General features: G+C 63.3%; 15 protein-coding genes. 12 read left to right on the plus strand and 3 right to left on the minus strand.

What is annotated here, in order from left to right; translation table 11 throughout:
* Window positions 1-18: 18 nt before the first annotated feature.
* Entirely contained in the window at window positions 19-3,288 is a 3,270-nt protein-coding gene (locus QCM77_RS06765) for an ABC transporter substrate-binding protein (RefSeq protein WP_279682512.1), read from the plus strand.
* Between the two features lie 45 nt (window positions 3,289-3,333).
* Here QCM77_RS06765 and QCM77_RS06770 read toward each other — a convergent pair whose 3' ends face one another.
* The gene (locus tag QCM77_RS06770; RefSeq protein WP_279682583.1) at window positions 3,334-5,733 is read right to left on the minus strand and encodes a lytic transglycosylase domain-containing protein; all 2,400 of its coding nucleotides are present in this window, start codon (window positions 5,731-5,733) and stop codon (window positions 3,334-3,336) included.
* Window positions 5,734-6,028: 295 nt separating this feature from the next.
* Between QCM77_RS06770 and dapA the strand changes: the two genes are divergently transcribed.
* The 4 genes from dapA to QCM77_RS06790 all read left to right on the plus strand — a co-directional run bounded on the left by dapA (window position 6,029) and on the right by QCM77_RS06790 (window position 8,525).
* Window positions 6,029-6,919: a 4-hydroxy-tetrahydrodipicolinate synthase gene (dapA, locus tag QCM77_RS06775; protein ID WP_279667512.1), complete on the plus strand. Its 891-nt coding sequence runs from the start codon at window positions 6,029-6,031 to the stop codon at window positions 6,917-6,919.
* 54 nt (window positions 6,920-6,973) lie between these two features.
* The gene (mscL, locus tag QCM77_RS06780) at window positions 6,974-7,390 is read left to right on the plus strand and encodes a large conductance mechanosensitive channel protein MscL (protein WP_279667513.1); all 417 of its coding nucleotides are present in this window, start codon (window positions 6,974-6,976) and stop codon (window positions 7,388-7,390) included.
* A gap of 75 nt (window positions 7,391-7,465) precedes the next feature.
* Window positions 7,466-7,939, plus strand: coding sequence for an SsrA-binding protein SmpB (smpB, locus tag QCM77_RS06785; RefSeq protein WP_247321757.1), 474 nt, complete (start codon window positions 7,466-7,468; stop codon window positions 7,937-7,939).
* A gap of 4 nt (window positions 7,940-7,943) precedes the next feature.
* Window positions 7,944-8,525 carry a peroxiredoxin gene (locus tag QCM77_RS06790; RefSeq protein ID WP_279667514.1) on the plus strand — a complete coding sequence of 194 codons (582 nt, stop codon included), beginning with the start codon at window positions 7,944-7,946 and terminating at the stop codon, window positions 8,523-8,525.
* 51 nt (window positions 8,526-8,576) lie between these two features.
* Here the strand turns inward: QCM77_RS06790 and QCM77_RS06795 are convergent, their stop codons facing one another.
* Window positions 8,577-9,251 (minus strand): uracil-DNA glycosylase, encoded by a 675-nt coding sequence (locus tag QCM77_RS06795; protein WP_279682513.1) that lies wholly within the window; start codon window positions 9,249-9,251, stop codon window positions 8,577-8,579.
* Entirely contained in the window at window positions 9,232-9,876 is a 645-nt protein-coding gene (locus tag QCM77_RS06800; RefSeq protein WP_045008001.1) for a LabA-like NYN domain-containing protein, read from the minus strand. Before QCM77_RS06800 ends, QCM77_RS06795 begins: the two co-directional genes overlap by 20 nt.
* A gap of 328 nt (window positions 9,877-10,204) precedes the next feature.
* Between QCM77_RS06800 and rpoZ the strand changes: the two genes are divergently transcribed.
* The 7 genes from rpoZ to era all read left to right on the plus strand — a co-directional run bounded on the left by rpoZ (window position 10,205) and on the right by era (window position 17,067).
* Window positions 10,205-10,597: a DNA-directed RNA polymerase subunit omega gene (rpoZ, locus tag QCM77_RS06805; protein ID WP_008133017.1), complete on the plus strand. Its 393-nt coding sequence runs from the start codon at window positions 10,205-10,207 to the stop codon at window positions 10,595-10,597.
* Window positions 10,598-10,804: 207 nt separating this feature from the next.
* The gene (locus QCM77_RS06810) at window positions 10,805-13,090 is read left to right on the plus strand and encodes a RelA/SpoT family protein (RefSeq protein ID WP_279682514.1); all 2,286 of its coding nucleotides are present in this window, start codon (window positions 10,805-10,807) and stop codon (window positions 13,088-13,090) included.
* A gap of 45 nt (window positions 13,091-13,135) precedes the next feature.
* Window positions 13,136-13,888: a pyridoxine 5'-phosphate synthase gene (locus tag QCM77_RS06815; protein ID WP_279682515.1), complete on the plus strand. Its 753-nt coding sequence runs from the start codon at window positions 13,136-13,138 to the stop codon at window positions 13,886-13,888.
* Window positions 13,885-14,304: a holo-ACP synthase gene (gene acpS / locus QCM77_RS06820; RefSeq protein ID WP_279667618.1), complete on the plus strand. Its 420-nt coding sequence runs from the start codon at window positions 13,885-13,887 to the stop codon at window positions 14,302-14,304. The genes QCM77_RS06815 and acpS overlap by 4 nt, the downstream gene beginning before the upstream one ends.
* Window positions 14,305-14,553: 249 nt before the next feature.
* Window positions 14,554-15,318: a signal peptidase I gene (gene lepB / locus QCM77_RS06825; protein WP_279667617.1), complete on the plus strand. Its 765-nt coding sequence runs from the start codon at window positions 14,554-14,556 to the stop codon at window positions 15,316-15,318.
* Window positions 15,315-16,151 carry a ribonuclease III gene (gene rnc / locus QCM77_RS06830; protein WP_279667616.1) on the plus strand — a complete coding sequence of 279 codons (837 nt, stop codon included), beginning with the start codon at window positions 15,315-15,317 and terminating at the stop codon, window positions 16,149-16,151. The genes lepB and rnc overlap by 4 nt, the downstream gene beginning before the upstream one ends.
* The gene (era, locus tag QCM77_RS06835; RefSeq protein ID WP_279682516.1) at window positions 16,141-17,067 is read left to right on the plus strand and encodes a GTPase Era; all 927 of its coding nucleotides are present in this window, start codon (window positions 16,141-16,143) and stop codon (window positions 17,065-17,067) included. The genes rnc and era overlap by 11 nt, the downstream gene beginning before the upstream one ends.
* The last annotated feature ends 21 nt before the right edge of the window (window positions 17,068-17,088 follow it).

The following is a 17,088-nucleotide window of genomic DNA, read 5'->3' on the forward strand; positions in this document are numbered from 1 at the left end:
GCCGAAGTAAAGGCTTCGATGACAGTCGACCAGCAATCGCTTGGACGTGCAGCATCGCTGAAGAAAGCCTTCCTGATAGGAGCGATGGCGGCTGCTTGCTTGATGTCGTTGGCGGCGCATCCGGCTGCCGCGCTGGATCGGGTTTCCCTTCAGCTGAAATGGAAGCACCAATTCCAGTTCGCGGGCTACTACGCCGCGCTTGAACAGGGCTTCTATCGCGAAGCCGGGCTCGACGTCCTCGTCCGCGAGGGAGGTCCCGATATTGAGGTGGCCGAGGACGTTGCCAGCGGAAAGGCCGATTTCGGCGTCTGCAGTTCCAACGTTCTCCGTGAATGGGAAAAGGGTCGCCGCCTGGTCGTGCTGGCCGTTATCTTTCAACATTCCCCGGCCATCATTCTGGTGCCGCGCCGGGCCGACATCACCAGCATCTCGGATTTGCGCGGCCGCACGTTGATGGACGCGCCAGGTAGCGATGAAATCGCGGCGATGCTGAAGCACGAAGGGATAGATTATACGGCGCTACCACGAATGGACCATAGGGGGGACCCGCGTGATCTCCTGGCCGGTCGCGCTGATGCCATGGTCGCGTACAGCACCAACGAACCGTTTGTGCTTGAACAGCTCGGTGCGGCGTATCGCTCCTTCTCCCCAACGGAGTACGGAGTCGACTTTTATGGTGACAATCTATGTACTTCAGAAGGACAGGTGGTGGCCCACCCGGAGCGGGTGGCTGCATTCCGGGCAGCGAGCCTAAAGGGCTGGGCCTATGCGCTGGCGCACAAGGAGGCGACGGTCGACCTGATTCTTAAGACCTATTCGGCAAAAAAAGGCCGCGAGGCTCTGCTTTTCGAAGCGGCTCGCACGGATACGTTGGTGCGCCGGGGCGCCGCACATATCGGCGAGCAGAATGTTGAGCGCTGGCAGGCTGTCGCCGCGACTTATCGCAGGCTTGGCATGCTCAGCGATGATGCAGTGCCCTCGGGACTGATATGGGACAGAGACGAAAAATTCAGAGGGCGCTTGCTCACCGCGATGCTGCTCCTTGGCGTCGGATTGGCCGTTATCGGTCTGCTTGCTTACCGAATCCGCGCCTCATTGCGGCCGGCAGTGGCCCGGTTGAAAGGGTTTCCCCTGATCGCGGCACTGGGGCGGCCAAGGCTAAGCTTGATCATGTCCCTGGCTTTCGTTGGCCTCAGCATTCCCATTCTCCTTTTCATCCTGATCTATAATTATACGAAAAATTCGGCTGCGATCGTTGCGACCTTGAATGATGCCGTAGTTCAGACCAGCCAGGCAGCGGTCGAGCGCACCGAGCAATTGATCGAGAGCACCGAAAGTCTGTTGCGCTTTCTCGCCGAGGTCTCGGCCGCTGATCCCGGCTATTTCCGCACCGAGGAAAGCCGCGATGTGTTGTACCGCGCCTTGACCTCCGCCGCGCACATTGACGCTGTCTATGTCAGCTTTGATGACGGTTATCATCGAGTTGTCACCCGCATCGACGAGGATCGCCGACGAAGCGATCCGCAAATTCCGGCGGCGGCCAACTGGCACTCCAGCTATATCGACGCGATCACCTATGGGCTCTCGCGGGTTCGCCATCGCAAATTCTTCGACATCTGGCCCCATCAAGTCGGCGAATACAATGTTGGCACCGACGTGGATATTCGCACTTTACCGGGCTATCAGACGGCCAAGCTGACGCGAACGCTCGCGGTCACTGAGCCTGCGATCAATCCCGATACGGGCTTTCCTATTCTATCGCTTCGTGTTCCGATATATCGCGGCGTCGATTTCGTTGGATGTGCCTCGGCCAACATCACCATGGATGTGCTGTCGCGTTTTCTTGATAAGCATAGAACTAGCGTTCGCAGCACTACTGTGATCGCCGATCGGCGCAACGGCAATATCATCGCCTTTCCGAATATGCAGGAGAGTGTCCGGATCCAGAACAACAAGCTCAAACTCGCGAACCTGGCCGATGTCGGCGATCCGGACCTGCAGGAGGCCTATCGTCGGCACGCCGGGGTCGATGACGACACGTTCATCTTCACGTCCCTGAGGAACGGAGAGGAGGATGTGATCGCGGCGTTTGCCAATTTCCCCGATGGGTTCGGCCAACCGTGGCAAGTGATCACACTGACGCCGGTTGACGATTTTGTGGGCACATTGAAAGCGACCAATCGTGTGATCATGGTGGTCATCATCATCCTCACCGCCACCGAATTGTTCTTTATTTTTATAGCGGCAAGCCGATTGTCGCGGCCGGTCGAAAACGTATCCAAGCAATTGCAAGCCATTGAAAGTCTGCAATTCGGGGCCCCCATATCGCGGCAGTCCAACATCCGGGAAATCGCGAGACTAGAATCCGCGGCAGCCCTGCTTCGCACCTCGCTCCAATCGTTCTCCTCTTTCGTCCCGCTCGATGTGGTCCGCCAGCTCATCAAATCGGGCATTCCGCTCAGCTTGGGAGTCGAGTCGCGATATCTCACCATATTCTTTTCCGACCTGGAAAATTTTTCGACTCACTCCGAAACGTTGACCCCTGACGATTTGCTGGTCCAGATCTCGACCTATCTTGAGGAAGTATCCGCCGCGATCTCGAAAGAAGGTGGGACCGTCGACAAGTTCATCGGTGACGGCGTCATGGCGTTCTGGAATGCTCCGGTTCAACGCACGGATCATGTGTTGCGTGCTTGTGCCGGCGCATTGCGGGCTGCACGTCGCATGGAGCGCGTCAATGATGTCTGGGCGGCGGAGGGACGGCCGCGGATCCGGATCAGGATCGGACTCAATTGTGCAACCGTCCTTGTTGGCAATGTGGGCTCGTCAGCCCGGTTGAGCTACACCGCTCTCGGGGACGGCGTAAATGTCGCAGCTCGTCTCGAAGGCATCAACAAGCTATTTGGCACCACCATCTGCATCAGCGACAGCATGTATGAGGAGGTACGGTCAGAGATCTTGGCGCGACCGCTAAAGCGGGTTCAGGTGAAGGGCCGCAAAACCGATTTCATGATTTATGAGCTGCTTGCTCTGAGCGCCAGCGACGATCCGGAGTTAAGGGGCCGCGATGGCGACGAGCAGCTGATTGCCATGACCTGGCATGCCTCACAGAAATTTGAGGCCGGGGATTTCGCGGCGGCGGAGCACGCCTACCGCGTCGTCCTAAATGCGTTTCCCAGCGATACCGTCGCAACGTTGATGCTGAAGGAATGCATGGGAAGACAGAGAACTGATATTCCCGAGGAAGACTCAAGGACAATGTTTAAGACGTTTAACGGCGGTTCCTGAGCGGCGTCGCTGTAGCGCCTAGATTTCTGCAATGACTGCGCGCCTCTATTCCACGCTGCCGGCACCGCGGCGCAAATCGGCCTCGATCTGCAACCGCGTGCCGCCGCCGAAGCGGGCGCGGTAGACCTGAAGGTTCTCCATGATCCGTTGCACGTAGTTGCGTGTCTCGGAGAACGGGATCAGCTCGACCCAGTCGACCGCATCGACCTTCGCGTCACGCGGATCGCCATAGCGATCGATCCACTTCTTCACGCTGCCGCGGCCGGCGTTGTAGGCGGCAAACGTCATAATGTAGGAGCCGCGATAATCCTCGAGCAGCCCGCCGAGCTCGGCTGAACCAAGTGTGGCGTTGTAGACCGAATCGTTCTTCAGCCGCCCCAGATCGTAGGTCCCGCCGTGCCGCTTGCAGACATAGCGCGCGGCGTCCGGCGTCACCTGCATCAGCCCATAGGCCTGCGCCGGCGAGACCACCGAGGGATTGAAGGCGCTCTCCTGCCGCGCGATGGCGTAGACGATGCTGCGCTCGACCTCGGGGCCGATCGGCGTGAACTGCGGAATACCGTTTACGGGGTAGGCATAGAAATCGAACGGCAGTCCGCGATTAAGCGCGGCCTTGCCGAGCAGCAGCATGCCCCGCGCGTCGCTGTAGCGCTGGGTGAGCTCGCCGAGGCCGGCAAGCGCTTCGGGATCGCCGTTCTCGCCCATGTCGGCGAGCACAGGCACCGCCATCTCACGCTCGTCGAGCTCGTAGAGCAATTGTGCGGCGCGCACGATTTCCAGCCGTTCGGCGCCGCGGCCGCGCGGCTGGCCGTTGAGCTCGATCTGCGGCAGGCCGAGCTTGGCGCGTGCGAGCTGGCCGTAATAGCTGGTGGATTGCTCGGCTGCCCGCGCGTAGGCGTTGCGCGCCTCCTGCTGGCGACCTGCCGCTTCGGCGGAGCGGCCCTGCCAATAGCCGGCGCGCGCCAGCGTGGTCGGATTGACGCTGCCGATGCCGATGCGGGCAAAATGCTGGGTGGCGGCCGCGGGATCGTTGAGGAAGCGCAGTGCGATCCAGCCGGCGGTGAACTCCTGCTCGGTCTTGTAGATGTCGCGCGAGGGCAGGGCCGCATCGCGCGCGATCAGATAGGCGCTGCGGAATTCCTCAGTGTCGATCATCTTGCGCGCCAGCAGGCGCCGCTCGATCCACCATTCGTCGAGATTGTAGAGCCGGTTCGGATCCTTTGGCGCCGACAGCATGAGCTGGGCGGCTTCCGCGAATTTCTCCTCGCGGCGTAGCAGCTGGATCTTGCTGAAGATGAAGCCGGGATCGCCGTGCAGCTCGTGCGGCACGGCCTCGAGCAGCGCACGTGCGTTCGGCGCTTTCTTGAGGGAGGCGATGCGGGCCTTGGCGAGTGCGACATAGCTGGCACCGAGGCGCTTTGCAGCACGCAGTGCGGCCTCGTTCTCGCTGCCGTAGAGCAACGTGTCCATCCGCGCCTTCTGATCGCCAGGCATCAGCAGCGCGCCGAACTGGTCGAGCGCGTTGTTCTCGGTGTCTTCCGACATCGGATCGCTGCGCCAGGCCTCGCGCACCAGCCGTTCGGCGTTGGCGCGGTCGCCGCGCGCCAGCATCGCCTTGGCGAGCGTGAAGCGGCCCTTGGCGGAGACGGGGGATTCATTCTCGAACCACGACCACGCGACCGAATCGTCACGCCTGTCGTCCCACATCGCGGCTTCCAGGCGCCGGCGCAGGAAGGTCTGCGACGGCCAGCTCGGATTGGCGGACAGGAAGGCGCGGTAGCGCTCTACGGTCGCGCCATTGTCCTCGCTGCGCAGGACGATCCATTCCGCGAGCTTTCGCGCGACGGGATCCGAGATCGTGGCCGCGGCATTGCTGGCATCGCCCGATTTGCGCTTGCGCACGAGCTCGATGACGGTCTCCAGCGTGTCCTTGTCGGCTTGCGACGTCGAGGAGGTCGCAGCAACTGCGGCCGGCGTGACCGGCTTGCGCGGCGCCGCGTGCTGGCGGGTCGCCGGAGCCAGGACGGGAGCCGCGACGGGCTTGGCGGGAGCCGGGGCGGTCGGTCTGACGGTGGCGGTCACGGCCGGCGCGGGTGCGCTCTGGTGGGGCGAGGCGTTGGCGGTCGGCCGTGATTTTGGCGCGGGGGCCGCTGCCGCGGGCTTGGGCTTATCCTTCGCTGGTTCCTTGCCGGCGTCCTTGCCCGTCTCCTTGGCAGGTTTCTTCGCGGCATCCTTGGCCGGGGCGGGGGCTGCTCCCTTGCTCGCTCCCTTGGCTGCGTCCTTGGTGGTTTCCTTGGTGGTTTCCTTGGTGGTTTCCTTGCCTGTTCCCTTGACCGATCCTTTGGCTGGCCCCTTGGCGGCTGGCTTCGCGATGTCCTTCGCCCCTTCCGCGGTCGTCTCATTGGACTTGGCCCAGGCGGCGCAGCCGACCGACAGCCCTGCCATCAGGCACACGGCCAGACCGGTCAATCGCCATCCGGCGCGCGGAAAGGAGGTCACGGCGTTTCGTCGCCCCGAATCAGTCAATTGGCTCAAGACCTTGTTGTACAAGATTTGGCTGTATTTGATTGAATATGCGGACAAAATACCAACAGCGGCTTACCTTTGCCGGGTTTGCACCAGCACCGCGGCAAAATCGCGGCCTAAACGGTGCCTCACACGGAAGCGGGTCTTTTACCGGCGGGATAGACCCGATATGAATGCGGCTTGCTCTCGAGATCGCCGCGTACGGAGGAAGTCCATGGCAGCCAAGACGAAATTCCGGGGATCGTTCACCGCCTTGGTCACGCCGTTCAAGAACGGCTCGCTGGACGAGGCGGCGTTCCGCTCCCTGGTCAGCTGGCAGATTTCAGAGGGCACCAACGGCTTGGTCCCGGTCGGCACCACCGGCGAGAGCCCGACGCTGAGCCATGACGAGCACAAGAAGGTGGTCGAATGGTGCATCGAGGAAGCGAAGGGCCGCGTGCCCGTCGTCGCCGGTGCCGGCTCCAATTCGACCAAGGAGGCGATCGAGCTCGCCCAGCACGCCGAGAAGGCGGGCGCGAACGCGGTGCTGGTCGTGACGCCTTACTACAACAAGCCGACCCAGGAAGGCATGTACCAGCACTTCAAGGCGATCAACGACGCGATCGGGATTCCGATCATCATCTACAACATCCCGCCGCGCTCGGTGATCGACATGTCGGTCGACACCATGAAGCGACTGTGGGAGCTGAAGAACATCGCCGGCGTCAAGGACGCCACCGCCAGCATGGTCCGGGTCTCGCAGCAACGCGCGGCGATGGGCGAGGACTTCAATCAGCTCTCGGGCGAGGACGCGACCATCCTCGGTTACATGGCCCATGGCGGCCACGGCTGCATCTCGGTGACCTCGAACGTCGCGCCGCGGCTGTGCTCGGAGTTCCAGGCCGCCTGGGCGAAGGGCGATCATGCCACCGCGCTGAAGCTGCACGACAAGCTGATGCCGCTGCACAACAACCTCTTCATCGAGAGCAATCCGGCGCCGATCAAGTACGCGTTGTCGCTGCTCGGCAAGCTGGACGAGACGCTGCGGCTGCCGATGGTGCCGGTCTCCGAGCCGACCCGCGTTGCCGTGCGCAGCGCGATGGTTCATGCTGGCCTCGTCAACTGACGCGCTAGCCAATCGGGGAGCTGGTCATGGGGGGTCGAGGAAAGGGGCACGCGGATGCTCACCGAGTTCCGCGAGTTCGCCATGAAGGGCAACGTCGTCGATCTCGCGGTCGGCGTCATCATCGGTGCGGCCTTCGGCGCCATCGTCAATTCGCTGGTCGGCGACGTGATCATGCCGATCATCGGCGCGGCCACCGGCGGGCTCGACTTCTCGAACTACTTCACGCCGCTTTCGGGCAAGGTCACCGCCGCAAATCTCGCGGACGCAAAAAAGCAGGGTGCCGTCTTGGCTTGGGGCAGCTTCCTCACGCTGACGATCAACTTCATCATCATTGCCTTCGTGCTGTTCCTGGTGATCCGTGCCATGAACAAGTTGAAGCGCAAGGACGAGGCTGCGCCTGCCGCTCCCCCAAAGCCGTCGGCCGAGGTCGAGCTGCTGACCGAGATCCGCGATCTCCTCAAGAAGTCTTGACGCGCACGCTTCATCCAAACTGTTAGCGTCCTCGCGCATCTCGATCAGGTTTGTCTTCCATGGTTTTTGAATGTGATGGCCGATAAGAACGAACGTCCGATCAAGGTCATGGCGGAAAATCGCAAGGCCCGCTTCAACTACGCCATCGAGGACACGGTCGAGGCCGGCATTGCGCTGACCGGCACCGAGGTCAAATCGATCCGCAGCGGCAAGAGCACGATCGCGGAATCCTACGCCGATTCCAAGGACGGCGAGATCTGGCTGATCAACGCCACCATTCCGGAATATCTCCAGGGCAACCGCTTCAATCACGAGCCCAAGCGGCCACGAAAACTGCTGCTGCACCGCAAGCAGATCAACAAGCTGATGGGCGCGGTCGACCGCGAAGGCATGACCCTGATCCCGCTCAAGCTCTACTTCAACGAGCGCGGTCGCGCCAAATTGCAGCTCGCAGTTGCAAAGGGCAAGAAGCTGCACGATAAGCGCGAGACCGAGAAGAAGCGCGACTGGAGCCGGGAGAAGGGCCGGTTGCTGCGGGCGAGGGGATAGCGGAATGACTCAGAGAAACCTGCTCGAGGTCGATTGGAGCCGGATTCCCGCACCCGCGGACGACGGCGGCGCCGCGCACCTGAAAGGCATGACGCTGCCGCCGATCAGCCTGCTCGCCACTGACGACACGTCAGTCGCGCTGTCGGCGCTGCAGGGCCGGACCGTGGTGTTCGCCTATCCGCGCACCGGCGAGCCCGGCAAGATCGCGCTGGTCGACGATTGGGATATGATCCCGGGCGCGCGTGGTTGCACCCCGCAGACCTGCGCGTTTCGCGATCTGTTTGCCGAGCTGAAGGCCGCCGGCGCTGCCCAGGTGTTCGGTCTCGCGACCCAGAGCAACGACTACCAGACCGAGATGGCCTCGCGGCTGCATCTGCCGTTCCCGGTGCTCTCGGATGAGAAGCTGACGCTGACACGCGCCCTCAATCTGCCGACCATGGAGGTCGCGGGGCTGACGCTGATCAAGCGCCTGGCGCTGATCATCGACGATGCGCGGATTACGCACGTGTTCTATCCGGTGTTCCCGCCCGACCGGAACGCGGGCGATGTCCTGGACTGGCTGAAGGCCAATCCCGCCAAGACCTAGCCAAGACCTAGCCAGGGCCTAGTCGAGGCCTAGCCAGAGTCTGGTCGAGGCCTAGTCGAGGTCGGTCTTCACCTTCGCGAACACGGAGCGGAACATGTCCGGCGTCAGCACGCGGGTGTTCGTGTTGTAGCGCGAGCAGTGATAGCTGTCGTACAGCCTGAATGCGCCGGCCTGGTGCACCGCGCCGTGGCCGAAAGGGGCTTGCGATCCCTTCAGGTTCAGCGGCTTGAGCACGGTGTCGTGCGCAATGCGACCGAGCGCGACGATCGCGCGCAGGTTCGGCATTGTTGCGAGATTTGCCGCGAGAAACTGGCGGCAGGTGTTGATCTCGACCGGCAGCGGCTTGTTCTGCGGCGGCACGCAATGCACCGCATTGGCGATTCGGCAGTCGACCAGCTTCAGGCCGTCGTCGGGACGCGCTTGATATTTGCCCTTGGCGAAACCGTATTCGAGCAGCGTGGCGTAGAGCAGGTCGCCGGCATAATCGCCGGTGAAGGGACGGCCGGTGCGGTTGGCGCCCTGCATCCCCGGCGCGAGGCCGACGATCAACAGGCGCGCCTTGATGTCGCCGAAAGGCGCAACCGGCGCATTGTGCCACAATGGCTCGCGCGCGCGGTTGGCCTCGCGAAAGGCAACCAGGCGCGGACAGAGCGGACAATCACGGTCGGGGACGAGGGTGAGAGGCTGGCGGCTTGACCGGGCCGCCTCACTCCTCGAAGTCGTCATCGCCCCTCGGCGCCATGGTGGTTGCGCGCTGGAGGAACTGCGGGGCGTGGTGGCGCGCCTCGCGCTCGCCGCGGTCACGCGGGGCGGGGCGTTCGGACGGGTCGCGGCCGAGCTTGGACTGCAGCTCGACGAGATCCGTGAAGACGTCGGCCTGTCGGCGCAGCTCGTCGGCGATCATCGGCGGCTGGCTGGCGATCGTGGAAATCACGGTGACCCGCACGCCGCGGCGCTGAACGGCCTCGACCAGGGAGCGGAAGTCGCCGTCACCCGAGAACAGCACCATCTGATCGATGTGCTCGGCGAGCTCCATGGCGTCCACGGCGAGCTCGATGTCCATGTTGCCCTTGACCTTGCGGCGGCCGGAGGCGTCGATGAACTCCTTGGTCGCCTTGGTGACGACGGTGTAGCCGTTGTAATCGAGCCAGTCGATCAGGGGGCGGATCGAGGAGTACTCCTGATCCTCGATGATCGCGGTGTAGTAGAACGCCCGAAGCAGCGTCCCGCGGCTCTGAAACTCCTTCAGCAGGCGCTTGTAATCGATGTCGAAGCCCAGAGTTTTCGCCGTCGCGTAGAGATTGGCTCCGTCGATGAAGAGCGCGATCTTGTCGGTAGAGGAAGGTGACATTCAGTTTGCTCGCGTAGTGTTGTGATTGATCGTTTATTGTTGGCGCGGCGACAGCAAGCCGCGCAATTCTAAAGTCCCGCCGAAACCCGTCGAAATCGCAAATCCGGAGAAGTCGGGGCAATCAAGGTATAGTTATGGCGGACTTGCGTACACCCGGCGCCGCCCTCGATGGCGGCCCGGGAAACCACCCACCTCAGCCCCAATGTGGGGGTAGCAGAGCCGTTTGGCGAGGCCAAATCACAAATTGGCCTTGCGAAACCGCTCCCGCCCCTATAACTAGCCCCAATCATCCACATATTTCATCCCACCCACAACGGAGCGACAGTCCATGGCTCGCGTCACCGTAGAAGATTGTATCGACAAGGTCGACAACCGGTTTGACCTGGTCCTGCTGGCCGCCCACCGTGCCCGCATGATTTCGTCCGGTTCACAACTAACGGTTGACCGCGATAACGACAAGAACCCTGTTGTGTCTTTGCGTGAAATTGCCGACACGACCATTTCGCCGGAAGACCTCCGCGAGGAGCTGGTGCACTCGCTGCAGAAGTTCGTCGAGGTCGACGAGCCCGAGCCGGACACTGTGCCGCTGATCGGTTCCGCGGGTGCGAGCGTGGATGCGGACGATACCGAAGTCGCCGTTGAGCGCATGACGGAAGAAGAGCTCCTGAAGGGTCTCGAAGGCCTCGCGCCGCCCGAGGAACAGCCCGAGGAGGACGAGTAAATCGTCCCGTCGCGATCGTCGACTTCTTGTGATCTTATCAAAGGCCCGAACCGTCGTTCGGGCCTTTGCTTTTGTTGGCGTTTTCGTGGTTACCATAGCGCGTCGGTTGGCGCCTGGCCCTGTCACTGAATTGATCGGACACGCGCGCGATCGGAGCTAAGATGTATACAACGGGCTGTCTCGTGGCCCGTTTGAAGGCAGGACGGCATGGTATATCGGCGCCGCAGACCAATGCAGATGCAGGCCGCAACCGAATCGGTTGCCGTGGCCCCGACTGCGCCGGTCGCGCGCCCGGCGAAGTCCCGCGCGCGCATGATGCGTCAATATGACCTCGTCGAGCGCGTCAGGTCCTACAATCCCAACACCGACGAAGACCTGCTGAACCGCGCCTATGTCTACGCCATGAAGGCGCACGGCTCGCAGACCCGCGCATCGGGCGACCCGTATTTTTCGCATCCGCTCGAAGTGGCGGCGATTCTCACCGACCTGAAACTCGACGACGCCACCATCGTGGCTGCGCTGCTCCACGACACGATCGAGGACACCGAAGCGACGCGGGCCGAGATCGACCAGATCTTCGGGCCCGAGATCGGCGCGCTGGTCGAGGGCCTCACCAAGCTGAAGCGGCTGGAGCTGGTGTCGCGGGAGGCCAAGCAGGCCGAGAATCTGCGCAAATTGTTGCTGGCCATTGCCGACGATGTCCGCGTGCTCCTGGTGAAGCTCGCCGACCGCCTGCACAACATGCGCACGCTGGACTTCGTGCCGCCGGAATCGCGACGGCGCATTGCCGAGGAGACGCTCGACATCTATGCGCCGCTGGCGGGGCGCATGGGCATGCAGGAAATGCGCGAGGAGCTGGAGGACCTGTCGTTCCGTACCCTCGATCCCGAAGCGTATTCGGTGGTGATGCAGCGGCTTGATGCGCTCGCCGAGCGCAACCGCAATCTGATCGGCGAAATCGAGGACCAGCTCTCCAACAATCTGCGCCACCGGGGCCTGGGGGCGCGGGTCTATGGCCGCCGCAAGAAGCCATTCTCGATCTGGACCAAGATGGAACGCAAGTCGATCGGCTTCGAGCAATTGTCCGACATCTTCGGCTTCCGCGTCGTCGTCAACGACATCGAGGCCTGCTATCGCGCGCTCGGCATCGTCCACACCAACTGGCCGGTCGTGCCCGGGCGTTTCAAGGACTACATCTCGACGCCGAAGCAGAACGACTACCGCTCGATTCACACCACCGTGATCGGCCCAGGCAACCAGCGCGTCGAGCTGCAGATCCGCACCGAGGCGATGGACCAGATCGCCGAGCGCGGCATCGCCGCGCACGTGTTCTACAAGGAAGGCGTGGGCTCGCCGACCGAATTTCTCAAGCGCGAGTCCAATGCGTTCGCCTGGTTGCGCCACACCATCGGCATCCTCTCGGAGAGCGCCAATCCCGAGGAATTCCTCGAGCACACCAAGCTCGAGCTGTTCCACGACCAGGTGTTCTGCTTCACCCCGAAGGGCAAGCTGATCGCGCTGCCGCGCCATGCCAACGTGATCGACTTCGCCTATGCCGTGCATACCGACGTCGGCAACAGCGCGGTGGGCTGCAAGATCAACGGCCAATTCGCGCCGCTGTCCTCGGAGCTCCAGAACGGCGACGAGGTCGAGGTGCTGACCTCGGAAGCGCAGGCGGCGCCGCCGTCCGCCTGGGAAACGCTCGCGGTCACCGGCAAGGCGCGCGCCGCGATCCGCCGCGCCACCAGGACTGCGGTGCGCGATCAATATGTCGGTCTCGGCCGGCGCATCGTGGAGCGCCTGTTCGAGCGCGCCAAGATCGAATACGCCGACGACAAGCTCAAGGGCGCGCTGCCGCGGCTCGCGCGCACCTCGATCGAGGACGTCATGGCTGCTGTGGGGCGCGGCGAGATCAAGGCCTCCCACGTCGCGCGTGCGATGTATCCCGACTACAAGGAGGAGCGCATAGCGCGCTATGGCATCAAGAAGGGGCTTGCCGGCAAGCTCAAGGAGAAATCGTCGGAACCGCCGCGCAGCTCGGTCGCGATCCCGATCCGCGGCATCAATTCCGACCTGCCGGTGAAGTTCGCGCCGAACGGCGGCGCCGTGCCCGGTGACCGCATCGTCGGCATCGTCACGCCGGGCGAGGGCATCACCATCTACCCGATCCAGGCGCCGGCCCTGAAGGATTTCGAGGAGGAGCCGGAGCGCTGGCTCGACGTGCGCTGGGACATCGAGGACTCCGCGCCGCAGCGTTTCCCCGCCCGCATCAAGGTCGAGAACGTCAACGAGCCCGGCGCGCTGGCGCAGATCGCGACCGTGATCGCCGAGCACGACGGCAACATCGACAACATCAGCATGCAGCGCCGCTCACCGGACTTCACGGAGACGACGATCGATCTCGAAGTCTACGATCTGAAGCATTTGAGCGCGATCCTGGCCCAACTGCGCGCGAAGGCGGTCGTCGCCCGCGTCGAACGTGTTAATGGATAGACGCCTTCTGTCTTGGTCTGTCCCAATGATTTCGTGAGTCCTGAAATGCCCGCACCTCCGCTCCGCCTCGGCGTCAATGTCGACCATGTCGCGACCCTGCGTAACGCGCGCGGCGGCCGCAATCCCGATCCGGTGCGCGCGGCGCTGCTGGCGATCGAGGCCGGCGCCGACGGCATCACCGCTCACTTGCGCGAGGATCGCCGGCACATCCGCGACGAGGACATGGCGCGGCTGAAAGCCGAGATCTCCAAGCCGCTCAATTTCGAGATGGCGGCGACCGACGACATGATGCGCATCTCGCTCGCCACCAGGCCGCACGCGGTGTGCCTCGTGCCGGAGCGGCGCCAGGAGGTGACGACCGAAGGCGGGCTCGACGTCGTCGGCCAGCACAATGCGCTGGCGCCCTATATCGCGCGGCTGAACGATGCCGGCATCCGGGTGTCGCTGTTCATCGCCGCCGATCCCGCCCAGATCGAGATGGCGGCGCGGCTGCGCGCGCCCGTGATCGAGATCCACACCGGCGCCTGGTGCGACGCGGTCGTCGATGGCGACGCCGACAAGGCCGAGGCCGAATGGCAGCGTATCGTGGCGGGAGTGAAGCTCGCGAAGGAAGCGGGGCTGGAGGTTCACGCCGGGCATGGGCTGGACTACGCGACGGCGGAGACGATCGCAGGCTTGCCGGAGATCATGGAGCTCAACATCGGTTACTACATGATCGGCGAAGCCCTGTTCGTCGGCCTTGCCGAGACGGTGCGCAGCATGCGCGCGGCGATGGACCGCGGCCGGGGCCGGGCATGATCATCGGCATCGGCTCCGATCTGATCGACATCACCCGCGTCGGCAAGGTGATCGAGCGCCATGGCGAGCGCTTCCTCGATCGTATCTTCACCGCGGCCGAGCGGGCCAAGGCGGAGCGGCGCGCCAAGAACGAGAAAATGGTGGTGGCGACCTACGCCAAGCGCTTTGCCGCCAAGGAGGCCTGCTCCAAGGCCCTCGGCACCGGCATAAGGCGCGGCGTGTGGTGGCGCGACATGGGGGTGGTCAACCTGCCGGGAGGACGGCCGACCATGCAATTGACGGGCGGGGCGCTGGCCCGGCTCCAGGCCCTGACGCCGGAGGGGTTCGAGGCGCAGATCGACCTGTCGATCACCGATGACTGGCCGTTGGCACAGGCCTTCGTCATCATTTCCGCCGTGCCGCTGGCCAAATCCTGATCGGGCTTTGGCGATTTTATAATTATCATTAAAAATCAAAGACTTATATAGTTTTGACGCGTTCCTTGATTGCGTGGCCTCCGACAACCGTCTAAAAGTCCGCGGACGCAAATCAGCCTGGGCGAATTCGGCTTTACGCCGGAATTGGCCCTCATTATCAGAATCAGGACAATCTCCTTGGGACGCGAACCGACGGACCGTTCGCGGGAGGGGGGCGCGCTGTGACCGCCGGCCGGAATTGAGAGAGCAATGAGCGTGACTTCAGGAACGAAGACTGAGAGCGGCGTCGGCGAAACGATCCGGGTCGTGATCCACGCTCTCCTGATAGCGCTGGTGATCCGCACCTTCCTGTTCCAGCCGTTCAACATCCCATCCGGCTCGATGAAGGCGACGCTGCTGGTCGGCGACTATCTGTTCGTCTCGAAATATTCCTACGGCTATAGCCACTACTCGATCCCGTTCTCGCCGCCGCTGTTCTCGGGGCGGATCTGGGGCTCGGACCCGAACCGCGGCGACATCGTCGTATTCCGCCTGCCCAAGGACGACTCCACCGACTACATCAAGCGCGTGATCGGGCTTCCCGGCGACCGCATCCAGATGCGGGACGGGCTGCTCTACATCAACGACACGCCGGTCGAGCGGCAGCGCATGAGCGAATTTGTCGGCGAGGATCCCTGCGGCTCCGAAGGCGGCGGTGTCTCCCGGGTCAAGCGCTGGAAGGAGACGCTGCCGAACGGCGTGTCCTACGAGACGCTGGACTGCGCCGACAACGGCTACGTGGACAACACCAACGTCTACACCGTGCCGGCCCGCCACTTCTTCATGATGGGCGACAACCGCGACAACTCCACCGACAGCCGCTTCCTCGGTCAGGTCGGCTACGTGCCGCAGGAGAACCTGATCGGGCGTGCCCAGATGATCTTCTTCTCGATCGCCGAAGGCGAGCATGCCTGGATGTTCTGGCGCTGGCCGTGGGCGGTGCGCTGGACTCGCTTCTTCAAAATCGTCCGATGAAAGACGAAGCCAAGGACATCGCGACCCAACCGACCGAGGCGCAAGCGGGCCCCGACGGCGAAGCTGCGACCAAGACCCTTGAGATCAAGACGCCCGCGAAGAAGAAGCGGGTGCGGAGCATCAAGGCCAAGGGCACGGATGCGAACGCGGCGCTCGAAGCCCGCATCGGCTACAGCTTCGCCGATCCGAACCTCTTGATGCAGGGGATTACGCACGTCTCCGCGCTGAAGTCCGGGCGCAAGCGCGGCGACAGCTATCAGCGGCTGGAATTCCTCGGCGACCACGTGCTCGGGCTCGTCGTCTCCGACATGCTCTATCACGCCTTCCCGAACGCCGACGAAGGCGAGCTGTCCAAGCGACTTGCCGAACTGGTGCGCAAGGAGAGCTGCGCCGATGTCGCCAAGTCGCTCGGTCTGCTCGACGACATCAAGCTCGGCTCGGTCGGCCCCAGCGCCGACGCGCGCCTGCGCAAGAGCGTGCTCGGCGACATCTGCGAGGCCGTGATCGGCGCCGTCTTCCTCGACGGCGGCTACGCGGCGGCGTCCGAGTTCGTCAAGCGCAACTGGACCGAGCGCATGCACAAGCCGCGGCGTCCCTTGCGCGATCCCAAGACCGTTCTTCAGGAATGGGCGCAGGGCAAGGGATTGCCGACGCCGGTCTACCGCGAGGTCGAGCGCACCGGCCCGCATCACGATCCGCAATTCCGCGTCGCGGTCGACCTGCCGGGGCTGGCGCCGGCGGAAGGCATCGGTGGCAGCAAGCGCGCGGCAGAGAAGGTAGCAGCTTCAGTGATGATCGAACGCGAAGGCGTTGGCGGCGGCAATGACGGTTGAAGCAAGCGGCGAGGCGCCCACTGCTACGCGCTGCGGCTTCGTCGCGCTGATCGGCGCGCCGAACGTCGGCAAATCCACTCTGGTCAATGCGCTGGTCGGGGCCAAGGTCACGATTGTCTCGCGCAAGGTGCAGACCACGCGCGCGCTGATCCGCGGCATCGTGATCGAGGACAACGCGCAGATCATCCTGGTCGATACGCCCGGCATCTTCCTGCCCAAGCGCCGGCTCGACCGCGCCATGGTCTCGACCGCCTGGAGCGGCGCGCATGACGCCGACCTCGTCTGCGTGCTGCTGGATGCCAAGGCCGGCATCGACGAGGAAGCCGAGGCGATCCTCGCCAAGGCCGCCAGCGTCAAGCACGAGAAGATTCTGGTCATCAACAAGGTCGACCTGGTCCAGCGCGAGAAGCTGCTGGCGCTGGCGCAGGCCGCCAACGAGCGCATGGCCTTCGCAAAGACCTTCATGATCGCGGCGATCTCCGGCGACGGCGTCGACGACCTCAGGCATACACTGGCCGAGATCGTTCCCCCGGGGCCGTTCCTCTATCCCGAGGACCAGATGTCGGACGCGCCGATGCGGCAGCTTGCGGCCGAGATCACGCGCGAGAAGATCTTTCGCAAGCTGCACCAGGAATTGCCCTACCAGTCCACGGTCGAGACCGACAAGTGGGAGGAGCGCAAGGACAAGTCGGTGCGCATCGAGCAGACGATCTTCGTCGAGCGCGAAAGCCAGCGCAAGATCGTGCTTGGCGCGGGCGGCGCCACCATCAAGTCGATCGGCGCGGACTCGCGCAAGGAGATCGGCGAGATCCTGGGCGTGCCGGTGCATCTCTTCCTGTTCGTGAAGGTGCGCGAGAACTGGGGTGACGATCCCGATCGCTATCGCGAGATGGGCCTGGAATTCCCCAGAGAATAACCAAGAAAAGATCGGTCACCG

It is taken from the genome of Bradyrhizobium nivariense, assembly GCF_029846695.2.
Lineage (GTDB): Bacteria > Pseudomonadota > Alphaproteobacteria > Rhizobiales > Xanthobacteraceae > Bradyrhizobium.